At 52.4% G+C, this 24,685-nt stretch carries 24 protein-coding genes; 9 read left to right on the top strand and 15 right to left on the bottom strand.

What is annotated here, in order from left to right; all coding sequences use genetic code 11:
* Nucleotides 1–250: 250 nt before the first annotated feature.
* Nucleotides 251–982, bottom strand: coding sequence for a uracil-DNA glycosylase family protein (locus B3F49_RS09190; RefSeq protein WP_293910580.1), 732 nt, complete (start codon nucleotides 980–982; stop codon nucleotides 251–253).
* Between the two features lie 52 nt (nucleotides 983–1,034).
* Here B3F49_RS09190 and B3F49_RS09185 point away from each other — a divergent pair, with 52 nt between their 5' ends.
* The 6 genes from B3F49_RS09185 to B3F49_RS09160 all read left to right on the top strand — a co-directional run bounded on the left by B3F49_RS09185 (nucleotide 1,035) and on the right by B3F49_RS09160 (nucleotide 8,150).
* Nucleotides 1,035–1,796 (top strand): HAD family hydrolase, encoded by a 762-nt coding sequence (locus B3F49_RS09185; RefSeq protein ID WP_293910578.1) that lies wholly within the window; start codon nucleotides 1,035–1,037, stop codon nucleotides 1,794–1,796.
* A gap of 153 nt (nucleotides 1,797–1,949) precedes the next feature.
* Nucleotides 1,950–3,659: an AMP-binding protein gene (locus tag B3F49_RS09180; RefSeq protein ID WP_293910576.1), complete on the top strand. Its 1,710-nt coding sequence runs from the start codon at nucleotides 1,950–1,952 to the stop codon at nucleotides 3,657–3,659.
* A gap of 24 nt (nucleotides 3,660–3,683) precedes the next feature.
* Complete coding sequence (locus B3F49_RS09175) at nucleotides 3,684–4,973, top strand: amidohydrolase (RefSeq protein WP_293910574.1); 1,290 nt, start codon at nucleotides 3,684–3,686, stop codon at nucleotides 4,971–4,973.
* 11 nt (nucleotides 4,974–4,984) lie between these two features.
* Nucleotides 4,985–6,022, top strand: a complete 1,038-nt coding sequence (gene mtnA, locus B3F49_RS09170) for an S-methyl-5-thioribose-1-phosphate isomerase (protein ID WP_293890772.1) — start codon at nucleotides 4,985–4,987, stop codon at nucleotides 6,020–6,022.
* Between the two features lie 248 nt (nucleotides 6,023–6,270).
* Nucleotides 6,271–7,632 (top strand): NADP-specific glutamate dehydrogenase, encoded by a 1,362-nt coding sequence (gene gdhA / locus B3F49_RS09165; RefSeq protein ID WP_293890769.1) that lies wholly within the window; start codon nucleotides 6,271–6,273, stop codon nucleotides 7,630–7,632.
* 137 nt (nucleotides 7,633–7,769) lie between these two features.
* Entirely contained in the window at nucleotides 7,770–8,150 is a 381-nt protein-coding gene (locus B3F49_RS09160; RefSeq protein WP_293890766.1) for a desulfoferrodoxin family protein, read from the top strand.
* On the opposite strand, the gene B3F49_RS09155 is transcribed toward B3F49_RS09160, so the two are convergent.
* From B3F49_RS09155 to gltX, 6 genes are read right to left on the bottom strand one after another with little or no spacing between them, the layout of a single operon-like run.
* Nucleotides 8,147–8,860 carry an ABC transporter ATP-binding protein gene (locus tag B3F49_RS09155; protein ID WP_293890763.1) on the bottom strand — a complete coding sequence of 238 codons (714 nt, stop codon included), beginning with the start codon at nucleotides 8,858–8,860 and terminating at the stop codon, nucleotides 8,147–8,149. The genes B3F49_RS09160 and B3F49_RS09155 overlap by 4 nt on opposite strands.
* The gene (locus B3F49_RS09150; RefSeq protein ID WP_293890760.1) at nucleotides 8,842–9,630 is read right to left on the bottom strand and encodes an ABC transporter permease; all 789 of its coding nucleotides are present in this window, start codon (nucleotides 9,628–9,630) and stop codon (nucleotides 8,842–8,844) included. The genes B3F49_RS09155 and B3F49_RS09150 overlap by 19 nt, the downstream gene beginning before the upstream one ends.
* Nucleotides 9,631–9,641: 11 nt before the next feature.
* Nucleotides 9,642–10,616 (bottom strand): ABC transporter substrate-binding protein, encoded by a 975-nt coding sequence (locus B3F49_RS09145; RefSeq protein ID WP_293910572.1) that lies wholly within the window; start codon nucleotides 10,614–10,616, stop codon nucleotides 9,642–9,644.
* A 52-nt stretch (nucleotides 10,617–10,668) separates the two neighbouring features.
* Entirely contained in the window at nucleotides 10,669–11,925 is a 1,257-nt protein-coding gene (gene tyrS, locus B3F49_RS09140) for a tyrosine--tRNA ligase (RefSeq protein ID WP_293910570.1), read from the bottom strand.
* A 1-nt stretch (nucleotide 11,926) separates the two neighbouring features.
* Nucleotides 11,927–13,258 carry a glycine--tRNA ligase gene (locus B3F49_RS09135; RefSeq protein WP_293910568.1) on the bottom strand — a complete coding sequence of 444 codons (1,332 nt, stop codon included), beginning with the start codon at nucleotides 13,256–13,258 and terminating at the stop codon, nucleotides 11,927–11,929.
* 3 nt (nucleotides 13,259–13,261) lie between these two features.
* On the bottom strand, nucleotides 13,262–14,743 hold the full coding sequence (gene gltX / locus B3F49_RS09130) for a glutamate--tRNA ligase (protein WP_293890748.1): 1,482 nt from the start codon (nucleotides 14,741–14,743) through the stop codon (nucleotides 13,262–13,264).
* 113 nt (nucleotides 14,744–14,856) lie between these two features.
* Here gltX and B3F49_RS09125 point away from each other — a divergent pair, with 113 nt between their 5' ends.
* Nucleotides 14,857–15,582: an HD domain-containing protein gene (locus B3F49_RS09125; protein ID WP_293890745.1), complete on the top strand. Its 726-nt coding sequence runs from the start codon at nucleotides 14,857–14,859 to the stop codon at nucleotides 15,580–15,582.
* Here B3F49_RS09125 and B3F49_RS09120 read toward each other — a convergent pair.
* The 8 genes from B3F49_RS09120 to pdxA all read right to left on the bottom strand — a co-directional run bounded on the left by B3F49_RS09120 (nucleotide 15,579) and on the right by pdxA (nucleotide 22,711).
* Nucleotides 15,579–16,421, bottom strand: coding sequence for an alpha/beta hydrolase (locus B3F49_RS09120; protein WP_293910566.1), 843 nt, complete (start codon nucleotides 16,419–16,421; stop codon nucleotides 15,579–15,581). The genes B3F49_RS09125 and B3F49_RS09120 overlap by 4 nt on opposite strands.
* Nucleotides 16,422–16,429: 8 nt before the next feature.
* Nucleotides 16,430–17,317 (bottom strand): helix-turn-helix transcriptional regulator, encoded by an 888-nt coding sequence (locus B3F49_RS09115; RefSeq protein ID WP_293910564.1) that lies wholly within the window; start codon nucleotides 17,315–17,317, stop codon nucleotides 16,430–16,432.
* Nucleotides 17,318–17,323: 6 nt separating this feature from the next.
* Nucleotides 17,324–17,971 carry an RloB family protein gene (locus tag B3F49_RS09110; RefSeq protein WP_293890737.1) on the bottom strand — a complete coding sequence of 216 codons (648 nt, stop codon included), beginning with the start codon at nucleotides 17,969–17,971 and terminating at the stop codon, nucleotides 17,324–17,326.
* A gap of 2 nt (nucleotides 17,972–17,973) precedes the next feature.
* Complete coding sequence (locus tag B3F49_RS09105) at nucleotides 17,974–19,221, bottom strand: AAA family ATPase (protein WP_293890734.1); 1,248 nt, start codon at nucleotides 19,219–19,221, stop codon at nucleotides 17,974–17,976.
* Between the two features lie 35 nt (nucleotides 19,222–19,256).
* Nucleotides 19,257–19,889 carry a CpsB/CapC family capsule biosynthesis tyrosine phosphatase gene (locus B3F49_RS09100; protein ID WP_293910562.1) on the bottom strand — a complete coding sequence of 211 codons (633 nt, stop codon included), beginning with the start codon at nucleotides 19,887–19,889 and terminating at the stop codon, nucleotides 19,257–19,259.
* Between the two features lie 79 nt (nucleotides 19,890–19,968).
* Nucleotides 19,969–20,505, bottom strand: a complete 537-nt coding sequence (locus B3F49_RS09095) for a cob(I)yrinic acid a,c-diamide adenosyltransferase (RefSeq protein ID WP_293890728.1) — start codon at nucleotides 20,503–20,505, stop codon at nucleotides 19,969–19,971.
* Between the two features lie 3 nt (nucleotides 20,506–20,508).
* Complete coding sequence (locus B3F49_RS09090; RefSeq protein WP_293910560.1) at nucleotides 20,509–21,414, bottom strand: hypothetical protein; 906 nt, start codon at nucleotides 21,412–21,414, stop codon at nucleotides 20,509–20,511.
* A gap of 40 nt (nucleotides 21,415–21,454) precedes the next feature.
* Nucleotides 21,455–22,711 carry a 4-hydroxythreonine-4-phosphate dehydrogenase PdxA gene (gene pdxA, locus B3F49_RS09085; protein ID WP_293910558.1) on the bottom strand — a complete coding sequence of 419 codons (1,257 nt, stop codon included), beginning with the start codon at nucleotides 22,709–22,711 and terminating at the stop codon, nucleotides 21,455–21,457.
* 122 nt (nucleotides 22,712–22,833) lie between these two features.
* Here pdxA and B3F49_RS09080 point away from each other — a divergent pair, with 122 nt between their 5' ends.
* Both B3F49_RS09080 and B3F49_RS09075 read left to right on the top strand, forming a co-directional pair.
* A complete protein-coding gene (locus B3F49_RS09080; protein WP_293890719.1) occupies nucleotides 22,834–23,112 on the top strand; it encodes a hypothetical protein in 279 nt (92 codons plus the stop codon).
* Nucleotides 23,113–23,576: 464 nt separating this feature from the next.
* Nucleotides 23,577–24,578 (top strand): ABC transporter substrate-binding protein, encoded by a 1,002-nt coding sequence (locus B3F49_RS09075; protein ID WP_293890716.1) that lies wholly within the window; start codon nucleotides 23,577–23,579, stop codon nucleotides 24,576–24,578.
* Nucleotides 24,579–24,685 lie beyond the last annotated feature (107 nt).

The raw sequence follows: 24,685 nt of genomic DNA, 5'->3' as shown, positions 1-24,685 counted from the left end.
ACCAATGCAAACAGGGACTGGATGGGATGATACCCATCCGGGTAAGGAAGTCCGACGGCCAGATGCAGATTTATTTTGGCATAGGCAGGACGCGAACACGCGGTATCCATGAATAACAGAGTATCAAAGGGAAACCTGATTGTCTAGTAAGATTTTTGCATATGTAGTTTCTCTGAGCAAGTATTTTAAAACATTATCACTCTCAAAGTGAACAAATCACCAAGAATACAATACAAATCTTGGATTGTCTTCAGCTCCACACTCCCAATGAACGAAGTTGCTCCTCAACTTTTTCCTTCCACCCATGATTGGCCTGAGGGCTGGCAGGGCTTGGATGCAATATCGAGGAGATGACTACATCGCTTCTATTTTTCGCAACATGCGTGAATTTCTGCATTGCGTACTTGCCGATTCCAATCAGATGGGTGGGTTCGAGCAGGTCGATCATATCAAGCAAGTATCGATCGCAAATTGTCTCCAGGGCAAGACGCTCCCCTGTTACCAGCATATCGGGAGTGATGTTTTTTGCTGTAGGTTTCCTGTCCATGAAGACCAAAGGACAATAATTGATGACAGCCATCTCCTTTGAAAACGCTTCGGCACTGCAGTAATGCTCTGCAATGAGGCCCCAGAGACGTTTTCCGCTCACCTCGCTTCGCTTCGTCTGCAGTCCCAACACCGGTCTGGCGGGGTGCTCCACCAAGGGCTTGGCAATTTCAGCCTCAAGCTTGAGAAAGTGCTTCACCGCCTCAACCTCACCGAAGGGAACCCCGGTCTGCGTCATCCCCCAAGGGCCCGGGTTCATTCCCAACAGCAGTGTCCTGACCGGGCAACTGAGATAGGTTCGGATATACAGCTCATGCATCGCCCATGCATACGTCAAAGGATTGTATATATAGCAGTCACAGCTGAAGCGGAGTGTTTCCACCTGTTGTGCGAACGTTCTTGTGCGCTCGATGACCCTTTCTTGCAACGTTTGCATGCATTCCCCCCTAGGCAGACGTCAAGCGTGTACCGTATGATGATACCCAAACATGGCACAAATGAATGAGAAACTCAAGGGAATCATTTTTGACAAGGATGGCACACTCTTCGACTACGCCCAGGTATGGGAGGATGTACTGAAAGAAGGAATCGACAGCGCCTTTGTGTCCATGGGCAAGGCAGGCCATCAGAAAGCCAAGAAGGCGATGCTCCATCTCATGGGAATAGACGAACACGGGGACAGCCTTCCCAAAGGACTTTTGTTCACCCACCGCCCTTTTCGTATCTTTCGCAGATTCCTCACGTACTGCATCCACTACAGGGTGAACGCCATCAAGGCAATCCGTGCCTATCACCAAAGTGTACAAAACAGCGAGGCGATTTTGAGCCGAAAACTCAGCAAGATGGACTTCTCCATCCAGCAAACATTGTTTTCAAACCTCAAGAAACAAGGATACTCCATTGGAATCATCACCAATGACAACGCCTCCTCCACATCCCTCTTCCTCTCCTTGATGGGATTGAGCGAGTATGTCGATTTCGTCTCCTGCCGCGACAGCCACTACAAGAAAAAGCCCCACCCCCAAGCCTTCCAGGAGTTCTGCAAGCAGCAAGGCCTTGGTACAAACCAGGTGGCCATGGTCGGGGACACCATCACCGACATGTTGTTTGCCAAGCGTGCAAAGGCCGGCTATACCATTGCGCTCTTGAGCGGAAGCAATGACAAGAAGAGCCTCAGGCGCCTTTCCGATGTCGTATATCCGGATATTTCCGCCTTGCTCACGGACAAACGGTTGTTTCCCGCTCTCTAGTATTTTTTAACTATGTAATCAATCATAATTAGGTCAAGGAGTTATTTGTTTCTTGACAAATAGGGTATATTCTGTGAAAATCAAACCAACAACACCCCTATCGGGCGAATAGTATGTTTGTATCATGCGTTGAAACGTGGAGTACCCCTTATCATGAAACACTCTTGGGACGATTTGGACCAATATCGCGGGGTGCTGTTCCAAGGACAGTGGCCGACCATCATAGACTTATTGCTTATCACGGAACAAAAGTTCGGCAAGAGAAATGGTTTTACAGTTTTCCGACCCGACAGGGTAGTGCTTACCTACACCCAAATCCTCGACCAGGTGAAGCGGGTGGGGTCATACCTTGGGGAACAGGGAATCAAGAAAGGGGACCGCATTGTCGTCAATGGGAAAAACAGCCCGGCCTGGGCCATAGCGTATCTTGCAACCTTGTATGCAGGGGCTGTGGTGGTGCCGCTGGACAACCAATTGCACATCGACAGGGTTGAGAACCTCAGCAGTTTTGTGGATGCCTCATTTTTCTTCGGCGACCAGACCGTCATCGACGCCCTCGATCCCGAGAAGGCTTGGTTTCACAGGCTCAAGGGTTTGGCGACGCTGAGCGGAAAAAGCGATAAGCATCCTTCCATCGATGAGCTTGCTCCCATTTCGATTGGTGAGCGTGTACCTTCAGATGAACACGACCTTGTAGCGATTCTGTTTACCAGCGGTACCACAGGAAACGAAAAAGGTGCCATGCTCACCCATGCCAATATTGTCAGCGACCTCTATCAGGCGTGTGACGGCACCTTCCTCAGCCTCGACGAAAACGATGTCCTGTATGCATTGCTGCCCCTCCACCATTCGTATTGCTGTACTGCCGTACTGCTTGAATCCATCAAGCATGGAGCCGAGTGTGTCTTCGGCCAAGAAATCGCCGTCAGCCGGATGATCAACGACCTCACCCAAGGCAAAGTCACCATATTCATGGGAATCCCCCTGCTCTACAACAAACTTTTGTCCGGCCTGCTCAAACAAGTGAAAAAGAAGGGTGTCTTTGTCTATGGGTTGATCCGCACCATGATGACCATCAACGGCTTTACCAAGAAGCACCTGCACTGGAACCTCTTTCGCAAGGCCTTCAACACAATGCTGCTTGAAAAGATCGGCCTTGATCACAACAACATCCTTATCTGCGGAGCGGGTCCCTTGAGCCCGAAAGTGTTCAAACAATACCAGCAGCTCGGCCTGGACTTCATTCAAGGCTACGGGCTTACCGAAACCAGTCCCATCCTCACGCTCAATCCCATCAGTCACTTCAAGGTGGATTCGGTGGGCATGGTATTCCCCATGGTGGATATGATAATTGCAGACCCGGACGAGAACGGGGTTGGGGAAATCAGGGTCAAAGGTCCGAATGTGACCCAAGGCTACTACAAGGATGCACAGCACACCGCCGAGCTCTTTGATGAGCAGGGATACTTGAGGACGGGTGATCTGGGGTATCTGGACAAAGAGAACTATCTCTATCTCAAAGGAAGGATGAAAAACATCATCGTCACCGAAGGGGGGAAAAATGTCTACCCCGAGGAGATCGAGGATCTTTTCCAGCTCTACACCCAAGTAGAGCAGATCCTGATCCGCGGCTATCAGGAGGACAAGGATGTTCCAGCTGAAATGATCGAAGCGGTGATCTATCCTAATTCAGAATATTACGAGGAGCACCCCGTTTCCATCAGAGAGGATCTGGACCGGGTCATCAAGGAAGTGAATCAACAGGTTTCCGGATACAAGAAAATCACCCGCCTGACCATCTTGGACAAGCCGATGGATATGACCAGTACGAAAAAGATCAAGCGCAACAAGGTGACTGCATAGGCTGTTCATGGTACAATGCCATTCATGAAACTACTCATCAGCAACGCCCTGATTGTTCCCATGACGGAGCAGGGGCTTTCTTTTCACGGCGATATCGGCATTGACGGTAAGCACATTGCATTTGTTGGAAGCAACGACACTTCGTTCATACCCGATCGAATCATCGACGGCTCTTCGTATATCGCCATGCCGGCTTTGGTCAACGCCCATACCCATTTAAGCATGGGCTTGATGCGCAACTACAAGGACGATCTGCCCACCCTTCAGGCCTGGCTGGCAGAAATATTCCCCATCGAGAACAAGCTCTCTGAAAAGGACATCCTGCTCGCCTCCCGGCTGGGTTTGGTTGAGCTGATCCAAAGCGGAGTGACGACCTTCGCCGATATGTACTTCCATCCCCAAGCTACAGCCGAAGCAGTGCTGGAAGCAGGACTTCGTGCCAGCATCAGCATGACGTTGTTCGGGAGTCTTGAAGAAAACAAGCACAGCTTCTTTGAACGCGAGAAGCTGCTCGGGCCCTATGTCGACCGAAGTGAAGGCCGCATCCAGATCGATTGTGCACCGCATGCCATCTACACCTGTCCCAAGGAAACGTACCAATTCGCCCACAGCTGGGCCAAGGATCATCAGGCGGTGCTGCATACCCACCTCAGCGAAACGCAAATGGAGGTCCGGGAGTGTGTAAGAGAAACAGGGAAGACACCCTTGGAATACCTGCTGGATATCGGATCTTTACAGGACGTGAAAAGCTTGCTGGCCCACTGCGTACACCTCACGGACTCGGAAGTCGGATTGCTGCGCTCACTGGACTGCAGCATCGTGCACAATCCCAGCAGCAACTGCAAACTATCCAGCGGCATCGCTCCGGTCAGCACCTATGTACAGAGCGGCCTGAATGTGGCTCTCGGTACCGACGGAGCAAGCAGCAACAACAACCTGAACATGGTCGAAGAGATGCATATTGCAAGTCTTCTGGGCAAGGTATATACGCCGACCGGGCATAAGCTGCATCCCTACGATGTCCTGGACATGGCTACAAAAGCCGGGGCGAAAGCCTTGGGGCTGGATGGAAAAATCGGCCAACTGAAGGCTGGGATGGAAGCCGATATCATCCTTGTGGATGTACATAAGAGCCATCTCACCCCGCTCAACGACCCCTTCAGCGCCTTGGTCTATGCAACCCAGGCTTCTGATGTTGATACCGTGCTCTGCCAAGGCAGGGTTCTCATGCAAGGTCGGAACCTAATGACTTTGGACCATGACCAGGTAATCAGGGATGTGCAGGAAAGCTGGGCCGAGGTTCAGCAACGATAGGAGAAACAAGCATGGATGAATCGTTTGTTGCACTGCAATTCAAAGAAGAAAAGCTGGTTCTGTTGGACCAAAGAATCCTGCCTTCCAAGGTGGAATATGTAAGCTGTGCAACCTTCGAGGAGGTTGAGTTTGCAATTCGCGACATGGTTGTTCGAGGAGCTCCCGCCATTGGTGCAGCTGCTGCTTACGGAGTATACCTTGCACTCAAGCAGTGTCCGGAGGAAGCTGATTTTTATCAGGCCTGCAGGTTTCTCAGTCTTGCCCGACCAACAGCAGTGAATCTGCGTTGGGCGATCGACCGGATGCTCTCCGTCTATGAAGAGACAAAGCCGGAAGGTCGGCCGAACACCATCCAGAGACTCCTCTCTGAAGCAGACACCATCCGCGAAGAGGATATCCAAACCAATAAGACCATCAGCAGGATCGGCAACGCGATTGTCCCGGTCGGAGCGACCATCCTCACCCACTGCAATACCGGGGCCCTTGCAACCGCAGGCTGGGGGACCGCCCTGGGGGTAATCAAACAGGCTTTTTATGACAATAAAAACATATTTGTCTACGCAGATGAGACACGGCCGCGGTTCCAGGGAGCCAGGCTCACCGCTTGGGAGTTGATGGAAGCCAAGATTCCATCCAAGCTCATTGTCGACAGTGCCGCCGCGGTCCTCATCCGAGATGGAAAGATCGACTTGGTCATACTCGGGGGCGACCGTGTCGCAGCCAACGGGGATGTCGCAAACAAGTTGGGGACCTTCTCCCTCTCGGTCATCTGCAAAGCATACGGAGTACCTTTTTACAGCGTAGTACCCGTCTCCACCATCGACTTCTCCATCCCCGATGGATCGGCCATTCCCATCGAGGAGCGTGAAGCATCCGAGGTCACCCACGTACAGGGAGTGCAGGTGGCTCCTGTCGGCATGCAGGTCTACAACCCCGCTTTTGATGTCACGCCGCACCAAAATCTTACCGGCATCATCACAGAACGGGGAATCATCCATCCTCCGTTCAAGCAAAACATTGAACGACTCAGGCGTGGAGAGACCCTCTGACTTCTCGTTCATGCAAACTTTTTTGGAAAAATTTCCTTTTTGATAAATTGGTGGAATAGGTAATAGACGGGCTCTCGATTGAGCACTCCCGCAACAGGGGGCAACACCCCCTGTGTTTCTACGCATCCCGCAAAATTACTAATCATTTTTTCGTATTTCCGAAAGCCTTTACCAAGTTTGACAAATTCATTAGTATCGTATGCAGTTTTATGTATATTTATACATGCTTATGAGGAGTGATACACACCATGCACGACGCAACCCAAAAGATTCTTGACCATGTAATCATGCTCGATCCCCATCAAAAGGAATTCATCCAAGCGGTGACATCATTCCTTGCTTCCATCGATCCCTTGGTGGACGATCTCCCACAGGTTGTGTATCACAAAGTACTCGACCGTATCGTAGAACCTGAGCGTGTCATCATGTTCAGGGTGCCCTGGATCGATGATGATGGACAGTTGCAGATCAACCGAGGATACCGGGTGCAAATGAACAGCGCCATCGGCCCGTACAAGGGAGGCCTTCGTTTCCATCCATCGGTGAACCTCTCGATCCTCAAGTTCCTGGCTTTCGAGCAGACCTTCAAGAACAGTCTCACCGGTCTCTCCATGGGTGGCGGCAAGGGAGGCAGCGACTTCAATTCCAAGGGAAAGAGCGACAATGAGGTGATGCGTTTCTGCCAAAGCTTCATGACCGAGCTTGCACGACACATTGGAGAGGATACCGATATTCCCGCCGGAGACATTGGTGTAGGCGGCCGCGAAATCGGTTACATGTACGGCCAGTACCGGAGAATCACCAACCGTTCGGTCGGAGTGCTTACCGGAAAAGGGCCTTCGTACGGAGGTTCCTACATCCGCCCCGAGGCAACCGGGTATGGATTGGTCTATCTCTCAGCTGCGATTCTCGAATCGAAGGGAAAGAGCCTGGAAGGCAAGAGCTGCCTGGTGAGCGGCAGCGGCAACGTAGCGCAGTTCACTGTCGAGAAGCTTCTGCAGATGAAGGCCAAGGTGCTTACACTCAGCGACTCTTCCGGTGTTCTCGTCGATCCCAGCGGCATAGATGAGAAGAAGCTTGCCTACATCAAGACTCTCAAGAACGTACGACGTGGAAGAATTGCCGAATATGCCACCCAGTTCAAGGAAGCGACCTATATTCCGCACAATGGAAGCCAAAAGTGCAACCCGCTTTGGGACGTCAAGGCCGATTATGCATTCCCCTGCGCCACACAGAACGAAATCAACGCCCTGGATGCACAGAACCTCGTTGCCAATGGCATCCAGCTTGTGGGTGAAGGAGCCAACATGCCCACCACCCTGGAAGCAGATGCAATTTTCAAGGATGCAGGAATCCTCCATGCTCCCGGCAAGGCGGCAAATGCAGGCGGGGTCGCCGTCTCAGGTCTCGAGATGGCCCAGAACAGCCAGAAAATGCAGTGGACACCCCAGCATGTCGATCAACAGCTCCAGCAGATTATGAAAAACATTTTTGTCTCGATCAGCAATGCTGCAGAGAAATACAGTACCAAGGACAACTATGTCGATGGTGCAAATATTGCAGGCTTTATCAAAGTCAGTGAAGCGATGATTGCACAGGGTTACGTATAACCCCCTTGGAAATGGTGCAATGCAGGTCTTCGGACCTGCTTTTTTTGTACCAGGAGCAAGAGTGTCAACGGTACTTGGGAAATTCAACTGTACGGTATGAGTTTTTTCGGGTAGAATGAGAGACAAGGAGAATACCGATGAAAGAACATGAATTTTACATTTGCAAACATTGTGGAAACATTGTTGCCAAGGTGATCGACCGTGGGCCGAAAATCTCTTGCTGTGGAGAGGAGATGATTGTTCTCAAGGCAAATACCGTTGATGCTGCCAAGGAAAAGCACGTTCCTGTTGTAAAAATTGAAGGCAACAGGCTTGAAGTGAACGTGGGATCGGTGGACCATCCGATGACCAAGGAACATCACATCGCCTTCATCTATGTCCAGACCGAGAAGGGCGGCATGCGCAAAAGTCTTCCTGTCGATGGAAAGCCTCATGCAACCTTCGCCCTTGACGACGACAAGGCCGTTGCCGTGTATGAGTACTGCAATCTGCATGGATTGTGGAAGGTGGAACTCTAGAGGCTGACCAAAGCCTGCACCAATGAGGCTTCCACAGCCAACAATGTCTGATCACCGATATTCCTCGCTTTGCGGGGAATATGTATTTTTTGGTAGAGCAAGGGTTTTTTGGGATTGCCCAGACAGCAGACTGCGTCTCCGAGCAGGATCGCCTCCTTGGGGTCATGGGTTACGAACAGCGTAGTTCTCGGGTTCTCCTCCCAAAGACGGATGAAAGCATTGAGCAGAGTAACCTTGAGTTTGATGTCCAAGCTCTGAAACGGTTCGTCCAGAAGCATCAACTTCGCAGGATGGGCGAAAGCGCGGGCAATGGCCACCCGTTGGCGCATGCCCCCCGAAAGCTGGGCTGGATACAGGCAGGCACTGTCCGACAAGCCAACCATCTCAAGATAGTGAAGCACGACCGCTTCCCGCTCCACTCTGCTGGACACAAAGGCTCGCAGGGCAAGTTCAACATTGCTGAAAACGGTGCTGGAGGGAAGCAGGCGCGGCTCCTGGAACAGGTAACTGATACTCCCCTCCTCCTGTGCTTCCTTGATGACCCTTCCGCCATCCACCTCGACCAAGCCGGCTGCAATCTGCAGCAAGGTCGTCTTCCCTTCGCCCGAGGGACCTACCACCGACAGAATCGTACATTTTTCAATCTCCAGATTGAACGAATCAAAAATGCAATTCTGAGCATATGATTTGCTTATGTTTTGGAATTGCATATCGCCCTCCCCCTATCGACGCGCTTCTTCAGCTTTCCCAGAGCCCAGACGGAGGCATCAAAGAGCAAATCAAATACAGCGGTCAGCAGGACTGCCAGCAAGGTCCAGGAAAGTACCTTATCAGTCTCCAATTGCACTTGGGCAAGCTGCATCCGCGCTCCCACCCCGAAGCGTGGAACAGTAAGCACTTCGGCTGCGATTACCACCTTCCAGACCATCGAAAGAGCTGAACGTGAACCGATGATGAAAAACGGCAGGAGGGACGGAATCGTGTAGTGAAAGAGCTTGTCCCTGCCCCGGATGTCATAGAGGCGACACATCTCATCCAAGCTCTTGTCCATCTGCCGAACGCCTCCCTCAATTTGCACGTACATGACTGGAAAGCCCATCAAGAAGGCGGAGAAGAGGGGTACCGTTCCACTGGTGAACCAAATGAAGGCCAGCAGGATGATGCTCATCACCGGAATTGCCTTGAGTACCGTAACAAAAGGCTTGAGGGCGACGGAAAACAGGGGAAACTTCCCACCAAGCAGACCGATCACCGTTGCACTGGCAACGATGATCACAAAACTCTGCAAGGCCCTGATGATGGTGGCAAACACGTTTGCAAAAAACGGCCCGCCCTGCACCAGCTCCATCAGGGCGGAAAAGACAGGTCCGAGCCCGGGAAGCAGAATCTGACTATCAAGCACAACCGAGCCAAGCTGCCACACCAAAAGCAGCAAAGCCGATGAGAGAAAGAGAATCAGACCACGCTTGACCGAATGCATCGACTCATCCTTTACAGATACAAATCGTCAGAAGGAATGGTACCACCAATGGATGCCGGATTGAAGCTGTGGAGGAAGGAAAAATATGCTTGCACATCGGCTTTCGCTTCCTGGCTGGGAACAAAGACCAAGTTGCAGAAGGGAATTGCAGGGGTCGCCATGGCGCTTGCCATGATGCCTGCAGCCTCGATGGCCTGACCGGCTGCCTTCGGGTCGGCATTGACCCATGCAACCGATTCCTCATACGCCTTGAGCACCGCCGCCAAGGCGAGCGGGTGGTTCTTTGCAAAGGATTGGGACACTACAAGCACACTCATCGGATAACTCTGGAAACCTGAAAGCTGGTGATACATGTCCTGCACATCCAAAACCTCGCGGGCATTCGGGCTGCGGTTCAGGATCATGGAGACAAACGGCTGGGGAAGTACGGCAAGGGAGACCTTGCCGGCTATGACCAGCTGGGCCAGCTGGGCGGGAGCTGCCACCGAATAGTCAAGAATGACATCCTTTCCGGCCTCAAGCCCTGCCTGCTTCAGCAAAAGCTGGCTCATCTGGTCGGGAGTCGATCCTGAGCCGGGAACATGCACGGTTTTTCCCAGGAGATCCTGAACGTCAGTGATTGAATCGTCGCTGGAAAGTACGCTGAGCATGCCGTTGCCGATGACGGCGGCAAGCTTGACCTTGACGCCTTTGTTGTACAGATTTGCAGCCACATTGGTAGGCAGGCTGGCAAAATCCAGCTCGCCGTTGGCAAGTCGTGCGATGACTTCATTCGGAGAGGGGAACACAATCATATTGACGTGCACCGTGTCACTTATTTTACCCTCATTGAGGGTCAAGGCAACCGAAGAGAAACCGGTGGGCCCTGTCATGACACCAAACTGAACCTCCAAGGCTGGAGAAGTCGACGTCTCACCAACTGCTTGGGCACCCAAGCTGAAGGTGACAATCATGATTGCCAGAAGAACACTAACCAAACGTTTCATATACACTATCTCCCTATGAAGAAAGGGGGTTTCCCCCCTCTCCCTTTGTAATCTACGCTATGATGATTCGGAAGTACCGCTTCTTGCCCGCCCTGAGGATCATCTCCCCAAAAGCATCCAAGTATGTTTTATCTATCACAGTCCTGGGATCGTCAATCCTCTTATCACCGATCCAGGCCCCGCCGCCGGTCACCAATCTGCGGGCATCGCTGTTGGTGGCGGCAAGGTCTGTGCGGCTGAACAGGTCCAGTACCGGAATGCCGCTTTCAAGTTCGGAGGCTTCGATGGTAATCGAGGGCATGCCTTCCCTTCCTTCCTGGCCGAGGTTTGCACCCTTGAACATGGCCTTGGCGGCAACTCTAGCCTTCTCGGCTTCCTCAACGCCATGGATGATTTTGGTCTGCTCGTAGGCAAGCCGCTCCTTGGCATCGTTGATGTTCACCCCATCCTTCTCATACTCGGCGATTTCCTCCAACGGAAGGAAGGTGAACAGCTTGAGGAACTTGATTACATCGTCGTCGTTTACATTGCGCCAGTACTGGTAGAAGTCGTAAGGGCTGAAGAGCTCGGGATCGAGGAACACCGCTCCCTTCTCACTCTTTCCCATCTTGTGCCCGTCGCTGCGGGTGATCAGATTGAAGGTCAGGCCGTAGCACTGTGCCCCGTTCATCCTGCGGATCAACTCGATGCCGCTGACGATGTTGCCCCACTGGTCATCCCCGCCGATCTGCAGCTTGCATCCATGCTCCTGGTTGAGGATATAGAAGTCGTAGGACTGCAGCAGCTGGTAGTTGAACTCGATGAAGGAAAGTCCTCGTTCGAGCCGCTGCTTGTATGATTCAAAAGACAGCATGCGGTTGACTGAAAAATGCCGCCCGATATCGCGAAGGAAGGTGATATAGTTCAAATCAGTCAGCCAATCGGCATTGTTGAGCATGATCGCCTTGCCCATCCCATCTTTGGGATGCTCGGAGAAGTCCACCACCGTACCCAGTTGGGCCTTGATGGACTTGCAATTCTCCTGCACCTGCTCGGGGGTGAGCATCTTGCGCATCTCAGTCTTGCCCGACGGATCGCCGATCATCGCAGTTCCACCGCCGACCAAGGCGATGGGATTGTGCCCTGCCTTCTGCAGGTGGTGCATCGCAAAGAACGGCACCATGTGCCCGATATGCAGGCTCCTGCCTGTCGGGTCGGCCCCGACGTAGAAGGTGATCTTCTCTTTGTCCATCAGATCGCTGAGCGCATCAAAATCGGTACATGCCTTGACAAACCCACGGTCGATCAAAGTCTGAAGTGCTGTATTCATCTTACCGCTCCACCCGCTTGTACTCCTTGGTCGCCTGCTTGATGGCGGCTACCAGGTCTGTAATGGCTACTCGTACTTGTTCCATGCTGTCGCGCAAGCGCAAGGTTACCGTCTGGTCCTCAAGGGTTTGATAATCAACGGTTACGCAGTACGGGGTTCCAATCTCATCCATGCGGCGATAGCGCCTGCCGATGGCCCCGCTCACATCGTAGAAGGTGGAAAAGTCATCGCGCAGCCCGCGTTCCAGCTTGGAAGCAAACTCGGCAATGCCATCCTTCTTGACCAAGGGAAGGACTGCCACGGTGACCGGAGCAAGATGGGGATGGAAATGCAGAACGGTTCTCACATCACCGCCTTCCAGCTCTTCCTCATCATAGGCATCACTGAGGGCCATCAGCACATTTCTGGTAAGACCGGCAGAGGTCTCCACCACATAAGGGATGTACCGCTCATTCGACTCGGGATCGAGATAGGTCATCTCCTTGCCGCTGAAAGTCTGGTGCTGGGTGAGATCGTAATCGGTGCGGCTGTGCACGCCTTCAAGCTCCTGCCACCCCATGGGGAAGAGGAATTGGATGTCGTAGGCATCCTTTGCATAGAAGGCAAGTTCATCAGGACCATGCTGGTGCCATCTGAGGCTGCTCGGCTTGATGCCCATCTTGTGATAGAAAGCCATTCTCTGCTCTCTCCAGTAACTGAACCAATGTTCATCGCTGCCGGGCTTGCAGAACCACTGCATCTCCATCTGCTCGAACTCGCAGGAACGGAAAATGAAGTTCTTGGTGGTGATCTCATTGCGGAAGGCTTTACCGACTTGGGCGATGCCGAAGGGTATCTTGACCCGGCTGGAGGAAACTACGTTCTTGAAGTCCACGTAGATGCCCTGGGCTGTTTCAGGGCGAAGATAGACAATGGAGCTTGCATCGGCGTTCGCCCCGATATGGGTGGAGAACATCAGGTTGAAGTTCCTCGGCTCGGTGAAGCTGTCTTTTGTCCCGCAGGTCGGGCATGCACCCTTGAGGTCGATCTGGTCGGCACGGAACCGGCTCTTGCACTGCTTGCAGTCAACCATGGGATCGCTGAAATTCGAAACATGGCCGCTTGCCTCCCAAACACGGGGATGCATGAGAATGGAAGCATCAAGCCCCACAATGTCATCATGGATCTGGGTCATCTCCTTCCACCAGAAATCGCGGATATTGTTCTTCAGCTGGACACCCAGCGGACCGTAGTCATAGGCACCGTTCAATCCACCGTAGATTTCGCTCGACTGGAAAATAAATCCACGTCGCTTGCACAAAGAGACAATCTTGTCCATCGTTACTTCTGCCATGTATCATACCTCTCTCTTCAATAAAGCCAATGCGTTTTCAATGCGTGCACACGTCACTTCCTGCCCAAGCAGGCCAATGGAATCAAACAAAGGAAGGCTGACGGTGCTTCCGGTCAAGGCCACCCTCAGGGGCATGAACACCCCGTTGATCTTCAGGCCCATCTCACTTGCCAAATCGGTAAGCTTCTGTTCGGTGGCCTCATGACTCTCATGCTCTTCGAAACCTTGCCTCAGGATTGCATAGGCACGATCGAGAGCTGCTAGTGCGACTTCAAGCTCAACACCCTTTGCAGCGAACAAGTTCACATCCTCGTACTTCGGCTCCTCGAAGAGGAACCGGGTCAAATCAACCACATCACTGAGGACTTTCAAGCGCTCCTTCACCACCTTGGTGAGATTGAGCAGCTTTGCCCGTTCTGCTTCAGATGGGTTGGAAGGTAAAAATCCAGCCTTGGTCATATAGGGCAGCAACAATGCCATCAACTCCTCGTCGCTCTTTTGTCGGATGTACTGGCCGTTGAACCAATCGAGCTTCTTGTAGTCGAAAACTCCGGGAGCCTTGTTGATCTTCTCCAGGCTGAAAACCTGTTCAAGATCTTCCTTGCTGAAGAACTCACGCTGTCCATCATACGACCAACCGACCATGCTGACATAGTTTATCAAAGCTTCCGGCAGATACCCTTTTTCCTTGAAATCACGTACCGAGGTGGAACCATGACGCTTGGAAAGCTTCTGTCCGTCCTTGCCCATCACCATCGGCAGGTGGCAATACATCGGAGGCTCCCATCCGAATGCTTCGTACAGCAGGATATGCAGCGGACCTGAGGGAATCCACTCTTGGGCGCGCATGATATGGGTGATGCCCATCAGGTGGTCATCAATGACGTTTGCCAAGTGGTAGGTGGGAAAGCCGTCGCTCTTCAGCAGTATCGGGTCAGGGCTGACATCACGATTGCGCCGGGTGATATCACCCATCAGCACATCGTGAAAGGTCGTCTTTCCATCGGTGGGAACCTTGAGTCGAATGACAGGCTGTATTCCCTGCTTCACATACTCCGAACGCTCTGCCTCACTTAGGTTGCGGCAGTGCCGGTCATACCCCTGAATCTCGCTCTTCTCTTCTTGCTGCCTGAGGCGGACCGCTTCCAGCCGTTCGGGTGTGCAATAACAATAATACGCCTTGCCGTCGCGCACGAGTTGCTCGGCGTAGCTGCGATACAGATCAAAGCGCTCACTTTGGATGTAGGGACCGCAGGGTCCGCCCACGATGGGGCCTTCGTCCCAAGCAATGCCCAGCCAGGACAGCGTGTCATACAGGTCCTGCAAGAACTCGTCACTGTACCGTTCGCGGTCAGTGTCCTCGACTCGCAGAATGAATTTGCCTCCGTTCGCGCGGGCAAAGAAATAATTGAACAAAGCTGTCCTCACTCCACCGATATGCTGAAGACCGGTCGGAGAGGGAGCATAGCGTACTCTCACTTCCATCAGGATATACTCCTCTCAATGGTACTGTTGTACCGTAAAACAAAGATTATAGCAACACAAGGAAGGGTCAACCACGACCTGATTCATACAGTTGTCCATGCCAAGAAAAAAAAGTGCCATCCTTCTTGACCATACCCGGCTATTTCGATACCGTACACTCAATTGACCTTTGGAGGACCATCCTGATACCCGACGCTTTACCAGCCTTCCTGGCAGGAGGGAACACCCAACTTGCCAAGCTTTTCAAACTTCCGTTAGGACTTTTTGCCACCTTCTATACATCCCGGTTTCTCAGCATAACAAGCTTTTTCGACCTGTTCCCCATCGAATTGCTGCTGTTGCTTTTCTCTCTTTTTTCCCTGCTCTTCGCCTATGCCATCCAGAGGCCGGCAACCGAGCTTTTGCGGACCCAGTACGCCTTGTTGGTCGAGGACATCCTTCAGCACGAAGAATTTCTCAAGCTCAAAAAGTTCCGTCATCATACCAATCATATCTACGACCATGCCCGGCGTGTATCCTACCTCTCGTTTCGGATAAGCAAGGCATTGGGCCTGGACTATCAAGCAGCAGCCCGTGGCGGCCTGCTGCACGATTTTTTCCTCTATGATTGGCGACAGAGAAAAGAACATGATGCAAAACGTTCCACGCATGGAAAGGAACACCCTTTCATTGCATTGTCAAATGCCAAGACATATTTTCCTGTAAACGCATTGGAAGAGGATATCATCACCAAGCATATGTTTCCCAAGACCCCGGCCCTGCCAAGGTACAAGGAGAGCGTGGTGGTAAACATCTGTGACAAGATTTCCGCTCTCTACGAGTATTTGGTTCGCGCCTAGCGCCTGCCTTCCATCCAAGCAACCACGGCAGCCATCGCCTCATTCTGAGCATCGATATTCTTGTCGTAGGGCATCAGGTGCCCTGCCTCTTCGATATGCAGATGCTTGTTCACCCCTTTTGGCTTGCTGGTCACCAAAATCGAGGCTTCCTGGGGGATGGTTGCATCACGCCCGCCGCTGATCGAGAGGGTATCGGCAGCCAGGTGGTCGATGCAGGCCACCGCCTGCCGTCTGACTCGCTCAAGCTCCCACAGCAGTTTTGGATACTGGTACGACCAGTACTCCGAGCCCAAGAATGCATCGTCATCAGCATCGCCTTCGTAGTAGAAATGGTAGTCAGGGTCCGGCTGCCAGTCGACTTTCTTGCGTCGAACCACGTGCCTGAGCAGCCTGACTTGCATCACAGGAAGCGAAGGGATGACCAAAGCAGGTGCGAGCAGGGCGAGGGTGTCTGCATCAAAAGCATCAGATATGATGGTTGCAATCGCCCCTCCCATCGAGTGTCCCACCACCGATACATGCTCGTAGCGTTGGGCGAGATAGGCAAATGCATCATACGCAGTGCCAATCCAATCCTCAGCCCTGCTGGCCAGAAAATCGTTGCTGCAGGTCCCATGTCCTGGATAGCGGGGGCAATACACATCAAAGCCGGCGGCAAACAAATCTATGCCCGGACGGATGAGCTCGCCTGGATAGCCGGTGTATCCATGGCACAACAAAACGGCTTTTCCCACCGCATCCTCATGAATCATCGCCCATGGCCTAGCACTTTTTCTCACCGGCGCCTTATCCTGATAATGATGTTCGGTAAAGTCGGGAATATCATAGGTTATGTGCATGCTGTCTCCTACCAACTCTGCTTCAGCAGATTTAAAAGGTCGATGCGGCTCCTTACCTGGGTTTTCCCATAAATATTCGCCACATGATTGTTCACCGTATTCGCACTAATGCCAAGCTGGCTTGCAATTTCCTTGTTGGTAAGGCCTTGGCTTATCAGGCGGATGACTGCAAACTCCCGCTCGGTGATATGGTACTCCTCCAGGTCCTCCAAAACAAGCTCTTTGCTCTTGACCACCTCGGACCTTCCCAACCGCACAAACTCCATGAACAGGAACGTCATGATGGTGATCGAGAGCGCCAGGAAATATATTCCGAACAAAAGCGGTTTGAGCGAGGGGAATATCAGGGCAAGCAGGATGGCCGGTACCATCGAGGCACTGACTATTATGATCGAGATGGCCGAAGTCCTGGCCGTTTTATTTGCAATGGAATTGATGTTTTTCAGGGTCACCGACAGACAGAAGGTGATGACAAATACGAACAAAATCAGCATCAACTGGTCGGCAATCGGTTTCTGCCAGATTTCACGACTGATACCCAACATCAGATAGACAAGAGCCAGGGCATAGAACAAGCCCTTATACGGCTGTCTCCAAGGGTGGGCGATCACCCAGGTGGTGAAGTACGGGATGAAGACGATGAGAAAGGTAAGATCGGCGATTACAACAAAGGCTACGCTGTAGGTTATTATGTCGTAGACCAAGCCCGAGAGATACATGCTCGAGAGCACTTGCAAGGCCATCAGCATCATGCATCCCAACAGGGATGCATGACAGATGATGAAATACGTCGCCCACCTCTGCTTGTTGGCAATCCGATAGACAATGGCCAAGGCCAAGGTCATAGAACCCAGAGCAAAGGCAAGCATGTAGACAAGCAGCAGGATTCCATTCACCGGCCGTCACCCGTTCTTCTTGTTCAGGCCAAGTTGTTTCTGGTTGTGCGTAAGATCCGCCAGTCCGCAAATATCGGTGATGTCATTGAGCATGGCAACGATATTGGTCGGAGGCAAACCCTGCTTGCCAGCCACCAACGAGTTGTAGGCACTGGCATTGACGGCGGCCTTCGACTTGGCTGAATACAATCGCAGATGAAGGTTCATCCCCTCTCCCAGCAGATATGAGGCATCGCTGGTGAACGAGGGAAACTGCTTGGCAAGAGCAGACTCGATCATCTTTGGATCCTGCACAAAACCCTTGGGGACCTGCAGGTGCAACAGGTACCACAGCGGCAAGGAAGGATTGTTCCATGCAAGCTTGACTTTCTTCTGCTCGGCAAGTCCCAGCAATTCCGAGACCTGCTCGGGCTTGACCCCGAGATCGGCAAAACCAAAGACAACCCAGACACAGCTGAAGTTGCCGCTGTTGCGCATCTTGCTTGCGATAGTAATCAGATTGGAGAGGTCCTTGTACCCCTGCTCCCAAACGACCGTCATATTGGAGTAGCGGCAGTCCTTGCGCATCTGGGAGAAATAGAGGGCCTCCGCCTCCGAAGCCGTCACCAAAAGAATGGTTTGGCGGGGCTGCTGGGAAATTCGTTTGCGTGCCATGATTACTCCTCCTTATCCTTGTTTGCATCGATGAAACAGAACTCCGAAAGAATCGGAAGGGCACCGAACGCACCGTTCATGTATTGGTTCTGCGTCTTGTCCTTGGCGCGCGAATACTTGAAATTCGCCAAGCTGAAATAGACTGTGGCGCTTTCACTGTTCTTTTCGGCAAAATACACACCGTCACGCCTGAGCAATCCCGGCCTGAGCAACGAAGGGTTGCAGTCTACAACCAGCATCTGTGAATTGCATGCTGCATTGCCGGATTCGAATATCTCGACGATATGGCACAGTACATCGGGGTGAAGCAGCATGCCGAAGTCATCGATGATCAGGGTTTTCGGCTTGGTGAAACTCTCGAAGAACGCCACGCCGATCAAACACAGCCTTCTGAGGCTCAAGCTCTCCAAGCTGAAGAAAGAGGCATAGTGCTGGGTAACGTTGGTATGGATGAAGATAAGACGATCATCCTTGACCCGAATGTCCCGGATGTCGGTGATGTCGACGCTCCACAGGAAGTTGATCAGCTGTTGGACCCAATCGGGGTGCTCGGTGAGTTGACTGATCAGGTACTTCTCACTGATGTTGGAAACACCCATGGGAAGCAGGTGCAGGCTTTCATTGAACCATGTGTACAGCGGCCCAGTAGTCTCACTGCCTTTTTCGGCTGAAGCTGCAAGATAGGAGTGTTTCTCATCCACCTTGTCGACCAAGCGTTTCTTCTCACCGCGGTAGGCCTTGCCCCAACGATAGGTGTAGGTAAGCTTGACATCATCGAGCAGCAGGGCGCCTTCATCAAGCTTGCGCTCGAACATCAGCTTCTTCGACCGACCAATCAAGTTGTAAAGCGACTCCTCGAACACCTTCTCCCTGTCTGCCACCAAAGTATACTGAGCAATCAACGGCAATTGGCTCTGTTCATCCTTGCCAAGAAGGACACGGATGATGATGGTGGCAGGCTGACCCTTCTCCTCCGAATAGGCAAACGATGTACCGCTGAGAATCTGAAGTGGATTCTCCGTATCATGTGCGGCACACACAATACCCTTCAGCGCTTCCAGAGCACGGACAAACGAGCTCTTTCCCGCCCCATTGGGCCCCACGATGGCGGCAGTCTTGATTATCCTCAATGTATCGGTCACCGGCACAACCTTCGATTCGGGAAAACGGTTGTCCTTGACTGCCTCAAACGAAATCGTCTGAGCCGACTTCACGGACTTGAAGTTCGCTATTGTCATATCCAGCAGCATGCGCTACCTCCTCACTCACCTGTTTTCAGGCTGAATTACAAAAGTGTTTCCATCTTCTCGTACACTGCGGGCCAAGCATTCAGGCATTGGACCAAGCGTAAGGGAAGCGTTTCATCCCCATGATTGTCCGTCGCAACGAGGTCAATCAAATCACGTTTCAGATACGGAAGCGAATCCCCATTCTCCACCGCCTCCACATTGGTTTGCAAAAGACAGCCGAGCTTCAGCAACTCCGAGAGCATGGTGCTCTCAGGCTCAAGCCATCGATATCGTTCCACATGGGCCAGGATGGGAACCAGACCCTGAGAGGCTAGAGCGGCTATGCGCCCGAGCAATCGGGCAGGAGGAAGGGAGAGGCCGAACTCCAGCAGGGCGTACTTGCCGGCTATAGGCACACAGGCAAGATGCTCCTGATCACCTACATAGAGTTCACTGCCTAAATAGGTGGTGATGCCTTGCTTGGCAGCCTCACCCTGCGCCCAGGCAAAGGTATGGCGCAAATCAGCGATATTGGTCGTCACATGCGGGTTGTAGATATGAGGGGTGAAGGCAATGCTGGTAATCCCGTTCTCCAAATAGAGCTGGAGCATGCGGGAAAAGCGTTCTTTGGTAACATAGCCGTCATCGATGAGTGGAAGCAGATGACAATGGAAATCGCAAAGTGCCATAGGAAACTCCTCTGGCTGATTATATCCGGAATCACAAAAATGTGAAAGGAAAAAAGGAACTCACTTGCGAATTAGGACATCAAAACTCAATCATTGCTTCCGCTTTTCTGCCTGATTGCTGCAAATGATGCTTTACCTGATGAATTTCGCTGACCATGTCCGCCAGGTCGACAAGGGCTTTCGGGGCGTTGCGGCCGCTGACGACCAGATGAGGAAAGCCCTCCTTGCTCCGGTGGTCGGCGATCCACGTGCACACCTCTTCGGTATCCAGATAGCCCAAAGCAAGGGTGTACGTGAATTCATCAAGAACTATCAGATCAAAAGCCGATGCAGAAATCCAGCGCTTGACCTGCTCCCACCCGCGCTTGGCGAGCTCGGCATTCAGCTTGTCATTCTCCCCTTCCCATGTGAACCCGGCCCCAAACTGTTTCCAGGTGACGCCCAGCTGCAACGCACTCTTGTATTCACCACTGTTCAGGATTTCGGGGTCCTGTTTGATGAACTGGGCTACGGCACATCGGGCGCCATGGCCGAGAGCGCGGAAGAGCTGGCCCATTGAAGCACAACTCTTCCCCTTTCCATCCCCTGTATAGACCAATACCATCGCCCTTCCCATCAGTTACTCCATAACCACATACTGCATCATCATCACACCCTGTCCATCCAAGGCGCTTTCCCCGCTGATCTGCCTTTGGGCCTTCTCGCTTTGGCTCTTTGCCTCCTGCATATCCAACAGGGCGGCATACGCTTGGCGCGAACCCGACCTGTTGTACACATCGTTCATCAGGTCGACGGCCTCAGCAAACCTGCCCATCGCCTCAAGCAGCAAAGCGGCGTTGTACCCGCTGGCAATATGACCATTCATCTGATACAACGAAAGGAACTGTCGATAGGCAGCCTCATACGAACCACGCTCGGCTAACTTGTAGGCATCCTTGGCCGCCTCAAGCTTGGGTTTGTTGCTCATCAGGGTGAGCCGCTTGGTCTGCCAGGAAGGAGCCAGTTGCTTGGAGATGGTCGCCGAGAAGGAGCGAAGAATTTTCTCAAACATAGGCTTGAATGACGGGGCATACCCGCTGGTATACCTTCTCTCATCACGATATCCGCCTGGAGCACCGGCATCATAGGTCCGTACCCCGATTTTTGTCTCCTGGTCCTCTTTTCCCGTAAACGAGCGAGAGAGCAGAATGGCTCCGCTGGAAAGGTCGGAGATCGTATACGTCAGAGTCAGGGTTGCCTTCTGCACCAAAAAGTACTCACGCGACGTTACTTTCTCATAGCTTTTTATATTGACTGCCGGTGCAGGACCGACGTCCTCGGTGACAAACGTCTTTACATCCCTGCCCACCACCTGCTCATCCACATCCATATAGGAGATGGTGCTGGAAAGCAGTGCCTGCATGCCTTTTGCCTTGAGCATGGCAAAGGTATTCTCCCCCACCTTGGAGAGGGTCATGTACGCATCGGTGACCTCCGGGCTGAGAACGGTGAAGTACGCGGTACTCTGCACCGCATCCAGCAGCATGCGCGAAGCCGATGCGGCAACACTGGAGGCAAGGTTTGCATCATAACCGCTGGAAAGAGTGAAATCTGTTTCGCTGAGCCCGCTGATCCAGGGGCTGAGCGGACGTCCGTACGGAAACGTATAGGGAGAGGTTGAAGCAACGGCAATGTTTCTTGCAGCGCTGAGGTCCACCTCGCCGGGAACCAAATGCCTGACGGTAATCGACGTGGCACATGAGGTGAGGAAAACCACCATTGAGGCAACAATCAGAACCTTGCTTGCAATTCTCATACTTTCTCCTCGTTAGNNAGTTGCAGGTATAGGAGGCTGCTACTTCCAACGCCCGTACCATCCCGCTCGCATCAGCCAGACCTTTTCCGGCAATATCAAAAGCCGTCCCATGGTCAACACTGGTCCTCAAAAAGGGAAGGTCCCAGGTGATGGAGATGGTCCGGTTGAAATCATATGTCTTGGCGGCGATGTGGCCTTGATCGTGATAGAGCGAAATCACCGCCCGGTATTTGCCCATGCGCGTCTGATAGAAGACAGAATCCGCACCAATAGGTCCAACCACATCAATGCCGCGGCTTCGGGCCTCCAGGATTGCCGGCTCGATGCTCACCAGCTCCTCATCGCCAAACAGGCCATGCTCCCCGCTATGGGGATTGAGGCCGGCTACGGCGAGGCTCAGGCTCAGGTCGAAGGCAGGACTGCTTTTGGTGATCCTGTCACAGGTGATTATGGTTTCAAGGAGGCTGTCCTTGGTGACGGCATCGCATGCCTGCCGCAGTGAAAGATGACGGGTATGGAAAAAGATTTTCAAGCCCATGGTATCGAACATCGTTATTGCTTTTTTCGTGTGGGTAAGCGCGGAAAGGATTTCGGTATATCCGATATGCTCGATTCCAGCAGCTCTCAATGCTTCCTTGTGCAAGGGAGGCGTCACCACAGCCTTTGCATACCCTCTCTGAACCAACTGCACAGCGGTTTGGGCGGATGCATAAGCTGCCCTGCCGCACATGGCACTGATTTGGCCGTAGGCGAAATGGTTCATGTCCACAATGTTTTGGGTGTAGAGAATCTTCCGGCTTCCCCCTGCCATCGCCTGCTCCAGGAGCTCTTGGTTGCTGACAACTGAATCGAAATCGGCTTTCAAGTCCAAGTCGGCAGCCAGCTTGGAGAAAACCGGAGCGTCTCCGATGACGATCAGACCCACCTCGGCCGGCAGCTGTGCCGTCTTCATCGCCTTCAATACTATCTCAGGGCCAATGCCCGCCGGATCGCCGCAGGGTACGGCCAAATACAGCTTTGCTTGCATCATGGCCCATGATACCAGTGTGGAGGAATGCTGTCCATAACCACAGAAACAATTGACAACAGTACCACCTTCTCTTATGTTGTAATCAGTGGGAATCCAATACGATTTCAAGGAGTACCGGCATGGCGAAATACCGTGAGGAAGAAGATGAGCTCGATGATGAGGAAGATCGTTATTTCAGTAAGCTTGAGGACGAGGAAGACGCCTATCTGGCTGATCTGTACGATGCTCCGGAAGTGATTGATTTCGGAGATGACGACGATGAGATCCTTGATGATGAGGAAGAGGAAGATGAATTGCTCGACGATGGTTTCATGGTCGAGGGCGATGAGTCATTCGAGGACGAATTCTTCGAGGAAGAAGATGAATTCGATGACTTGGATGAGGACGACATCCTCTAATTTCCGCATCAATACAGGCAAGCCTCCCTCCGGGGAGGTTTTTTCTGGAGAAGGAAAAACCGCTGTACGACCGTGAGCCTTTCAGAACAAGGATGGAGGCTTCGGTTGGGGTTGGGAAGCCGATGCAGGGAACCCTACTCATCACCCATCCGGTCGTCCAAGGCAAACTCACCTATCTGGAAAGCGGAGCCTCTTTTGATGGGACTCTGCCCCTTGGTGGGGGTGCACCGAGGATACCACCGGTGACGGAGGTCGGGAACCTACTTGGGGAGAGTACCCTGAGCAGTGGTCTGTTGCAAAACTGTGGTGGAAGTCGGATTTGATTATTGGGAACCTCCTCTTTCTCAGAAGCATGCGTACTAAGCCCGATTCCAACTCATAAAAAATCTATGTTTCTATGCATAGATACTTGCGCTTTCATTCGTTTCTCTGTATAGTAACACCAACACGTAAGGAGAAACCCCATGAACCGTAAAATCGTTTCGCTCATCGTCTGTTTTCTGATCGCCGCTCCACTGTTGTTCTCCCAGCCAACCACGGAAACCACAAGCGGATATGCAATCGGAATTTCCAAAATGGTAAGTCATCCGGCTCTCGACTCCATTGAACAGGGAATCATGGACTACCTCAATGGCACCGACATGAAGTTCAGCTTCGACCTGCAGAACTGCAATGGCGATATTGCAACAGCAATCGCAATCGCCCAGAAGTTCAAGAGTGACAACAAGGATTTGGTGATCGGCATCGCCACCCCGCCAGCCCAGGCCTTGGCCCAGGTCATCACTGACAAGCCGGTCGTATTCGGGGCGATAACCGATCCGTTGGCAGCCGGTCTGGTAATCAATTACGACAAAACCGAGGACACGAACATTGCAGGCATCTCCGACCTCAATCCGTTGAAGCTCCAGCTTGAAACATACTTTCGAATCGTGAAGCCGAAGACGCTTGGAATGATCTACACCAGCAGCGAAGCCAACGGCGTTGCCCAGATGGAACTGGCGAAGACTATATGTGCAGACAACAATGTCACCTTCGTCGGTGCAGCGGTAAGCAACTCCAGCGAAGTGAAAATGGCCGCACAGTCGATCGTAGGACGAGTTGATGCCATGTATGTCGCCATCGACAACACCGTTGTCAGCGCAATCCCCTCGGTCAGCGAAGTCTGCATGAAAGCGGGCATACCTCTCTTCAATACCGATACCACCAGCAGCGACGGCATCGATTTCCTCATGAGTTGGGGTTTCAACTACTATACGGTCGGCGTGGAGACCGGCAAGGTGGTCGAAAGAATCCTCAGGGGCGAGAAACCCAGGGATATCGGAACGGTATTCTTTGACGATCCCGCTCAGTTTGAGCTCTGGTTCAACCTCGATACTGCGAAAAAGCTGAACATCAGCATCCCCGAGGACTTGCTTGATTCAGCCAAGGTGCTGGTCCAGAACGGGAAAAAGACACTACGAGAGTAACGTTCATTCTCCTTGTTTGGAGCCTGCCTTATCGGGGCAGGCTCCTTTCTTTATCATTTCGATGTTCGAATACACAACATCCGATCATACCGAATGCATAATCTATG

Source organism: Sphaerochaeta sp. UBA5836 (assembly GCF_002432845.1).
In the GTDB taxonomy this organism is placed as follows: domain Bacteria; phylum Spirochaetota; class Spirochaetia; order Sphaerochaetales; family Sphaerochaetaceae; genus Sphaerochaeta.
The sequence above is the reverse complement of the archived record's forward strand: the minus strand, read 5'-3'. Positions and strand labels throughout refer to the sequence as shown.

What these genes read in the sequence shown, in the direction of transcription:
- B3F49_RS09190 (WP_293910580.1), bottom strand. Translation starts at nt 982, where the DNA reads ATGCAAACGTTGCAAGAAAGGGTCATCGAGCGCACAAGAACGTTCGCA.
- B3F49_RS09185 (WP_293910578.1), top strand. Translation starts at nt 1,035, where the DNA reads ATGGCACAAATGAATGAGAAACTCAAGGGAATCATTTTTGACAAGGAT.
- B3F49_RS09180 (WP_293910576.1), top strand. Translation starts at nt 1,950, where the DNA reads ATGAAACACTCTTGGGACGATTTGGACCAATATCGCGGGGTGCTGTTC.
- B3F49_RS09175 (WP_293910574.1), top strand. Translation starts at nt 3,684, where the DNA reads ATGAAACTACTCATCAGCAACGCCCTGATTGTTCCCATGACGGAGCAG.
- mtnA (WP_293890772.1), top strand. Translation starts at nt 4,985, where the DNA reads ATGGATGAATCGTTTGTTGCACTGCAATTCAAAGAAGAAAAGCTGGTT.
- gdhA (WP_293890769.1), top strand. Translation starts at nt 6,271, where the DNA reads ATGCACGACGCAACCCAAAAGATTCTTGACCATGTAATCATGCTCGAT.
- B3F49_RS09160 (WP_293890766.1), top strand. Translation starts at nt 7,770, where the DNA reads ATGAAAGAACATGAATTTTACATTTGCAAACATTGTGGAAACATTGTT.
- B3F49_RS09155 (WP_293890763.1), bottom strand. Translation starts at nt 8,860, where the DNA reads ATGCAATTCCAAAACATAAGCAAATCATATGCTCAGAATTGCATTTTT.
- B3F49_RS09150 (WP_293890760.1), bottom strand. Translation starts at nt 9,630, where the DNA reads ATGCATTCGGTCAAGCGTGGTCTGATTCTCTTTCTCTCATCGGCTTTG.
- B3F49_RS09145 (WP_293910572.1), bottom strand. Translation starts at nt 10,616, where the DNA reads ATGAAACGTTTGGTTAGTGTTCTTCTGGCAATCATGATTGTCACCTTC.
- tyrS (WP_293910570.1), bottom strand. Translation starts at nt 11,925, where the DNA reads ATGAATACAGCACTTCAGACTTTGATCGACCGTGGGTTTGTCAAGGCA.
- B3F49_RS09135 (WP_293910568.1), bottom strand. Translation starts at nt 13,258, where the DNA reads ATGGCAGAAGTAACGATGGACAAGATTGTCTCTTTGTGCAAGCGACGT.
- gltX (WP_293890748.1), bottom strand. Translation starts at nt 14,743, where the DNA reads ATGGAAGTGAGAGTACGCTATGCTCCCTCTCCGACCGGTCTTCAGCAT.
- B3F49_RS09120 (WP_293910566.1), bottom strand. Translation starts at nt 16,421, where the DNA reads ATGCACATAACCTATGATATTCCCGACTTTACCGAACATCATTATCAG.
- B3F49_RS09110 (WP_293890737.1), bottom strand. Translation starts at nt 17,971, where the DNA reads ATGGCACGCAAACGAATTTCCCAGCAGCCCCGCCAAACCATTCTTTTG.
- B3F49_RS09105 (WP_293890734.1), bottom strand. Translation starts at nt 19,221, where the DNA reads ATGCTGCTGGATATGACAATAGCGAACTTCAAGTCCGTGAAGTCGGCT.
- B3F49_RS09100 (WP_293910562.1), bottom strand. Translation starts at nt 19,889, where the DNA reads ATGGCACTTTGCGATTTCCATTGTCATCTGCTTCCACTCATCGATGAC.
- B3F49_RS09095 (WP_293890728.1), bottom strand. Translation starts at nt 20,505, where the DNA reads ATGGGAAGGGCGATGGTATTGGTCTATACAGGGGATGGAAAGGGGAAG.
- B3F49_RS09090 (WP_293910560.1), bottom strand. Translation starts at nt 21,414, where the DNA reads ATGCTGCTGGATGCGGTGCAGAGTACCGCGTACTTCACCGTTCTCAGC.
- B3F49_RS09080 (WP_293890719.1), top strand. Translation starts at nt 22,834, where the DNA reads ATGGCGAAATACCGTGAGGAAGAAGATGAGCTCGATGATGAGGAAGAT.
- B3F49_RS09075 (WP_293890716.1), top strand. Translation starts at nt 23,577, where the DNA reads ATGAACCGTAAAATCGTTTCGCTCATCGTCTGTTTTCTGATCGCCGCT.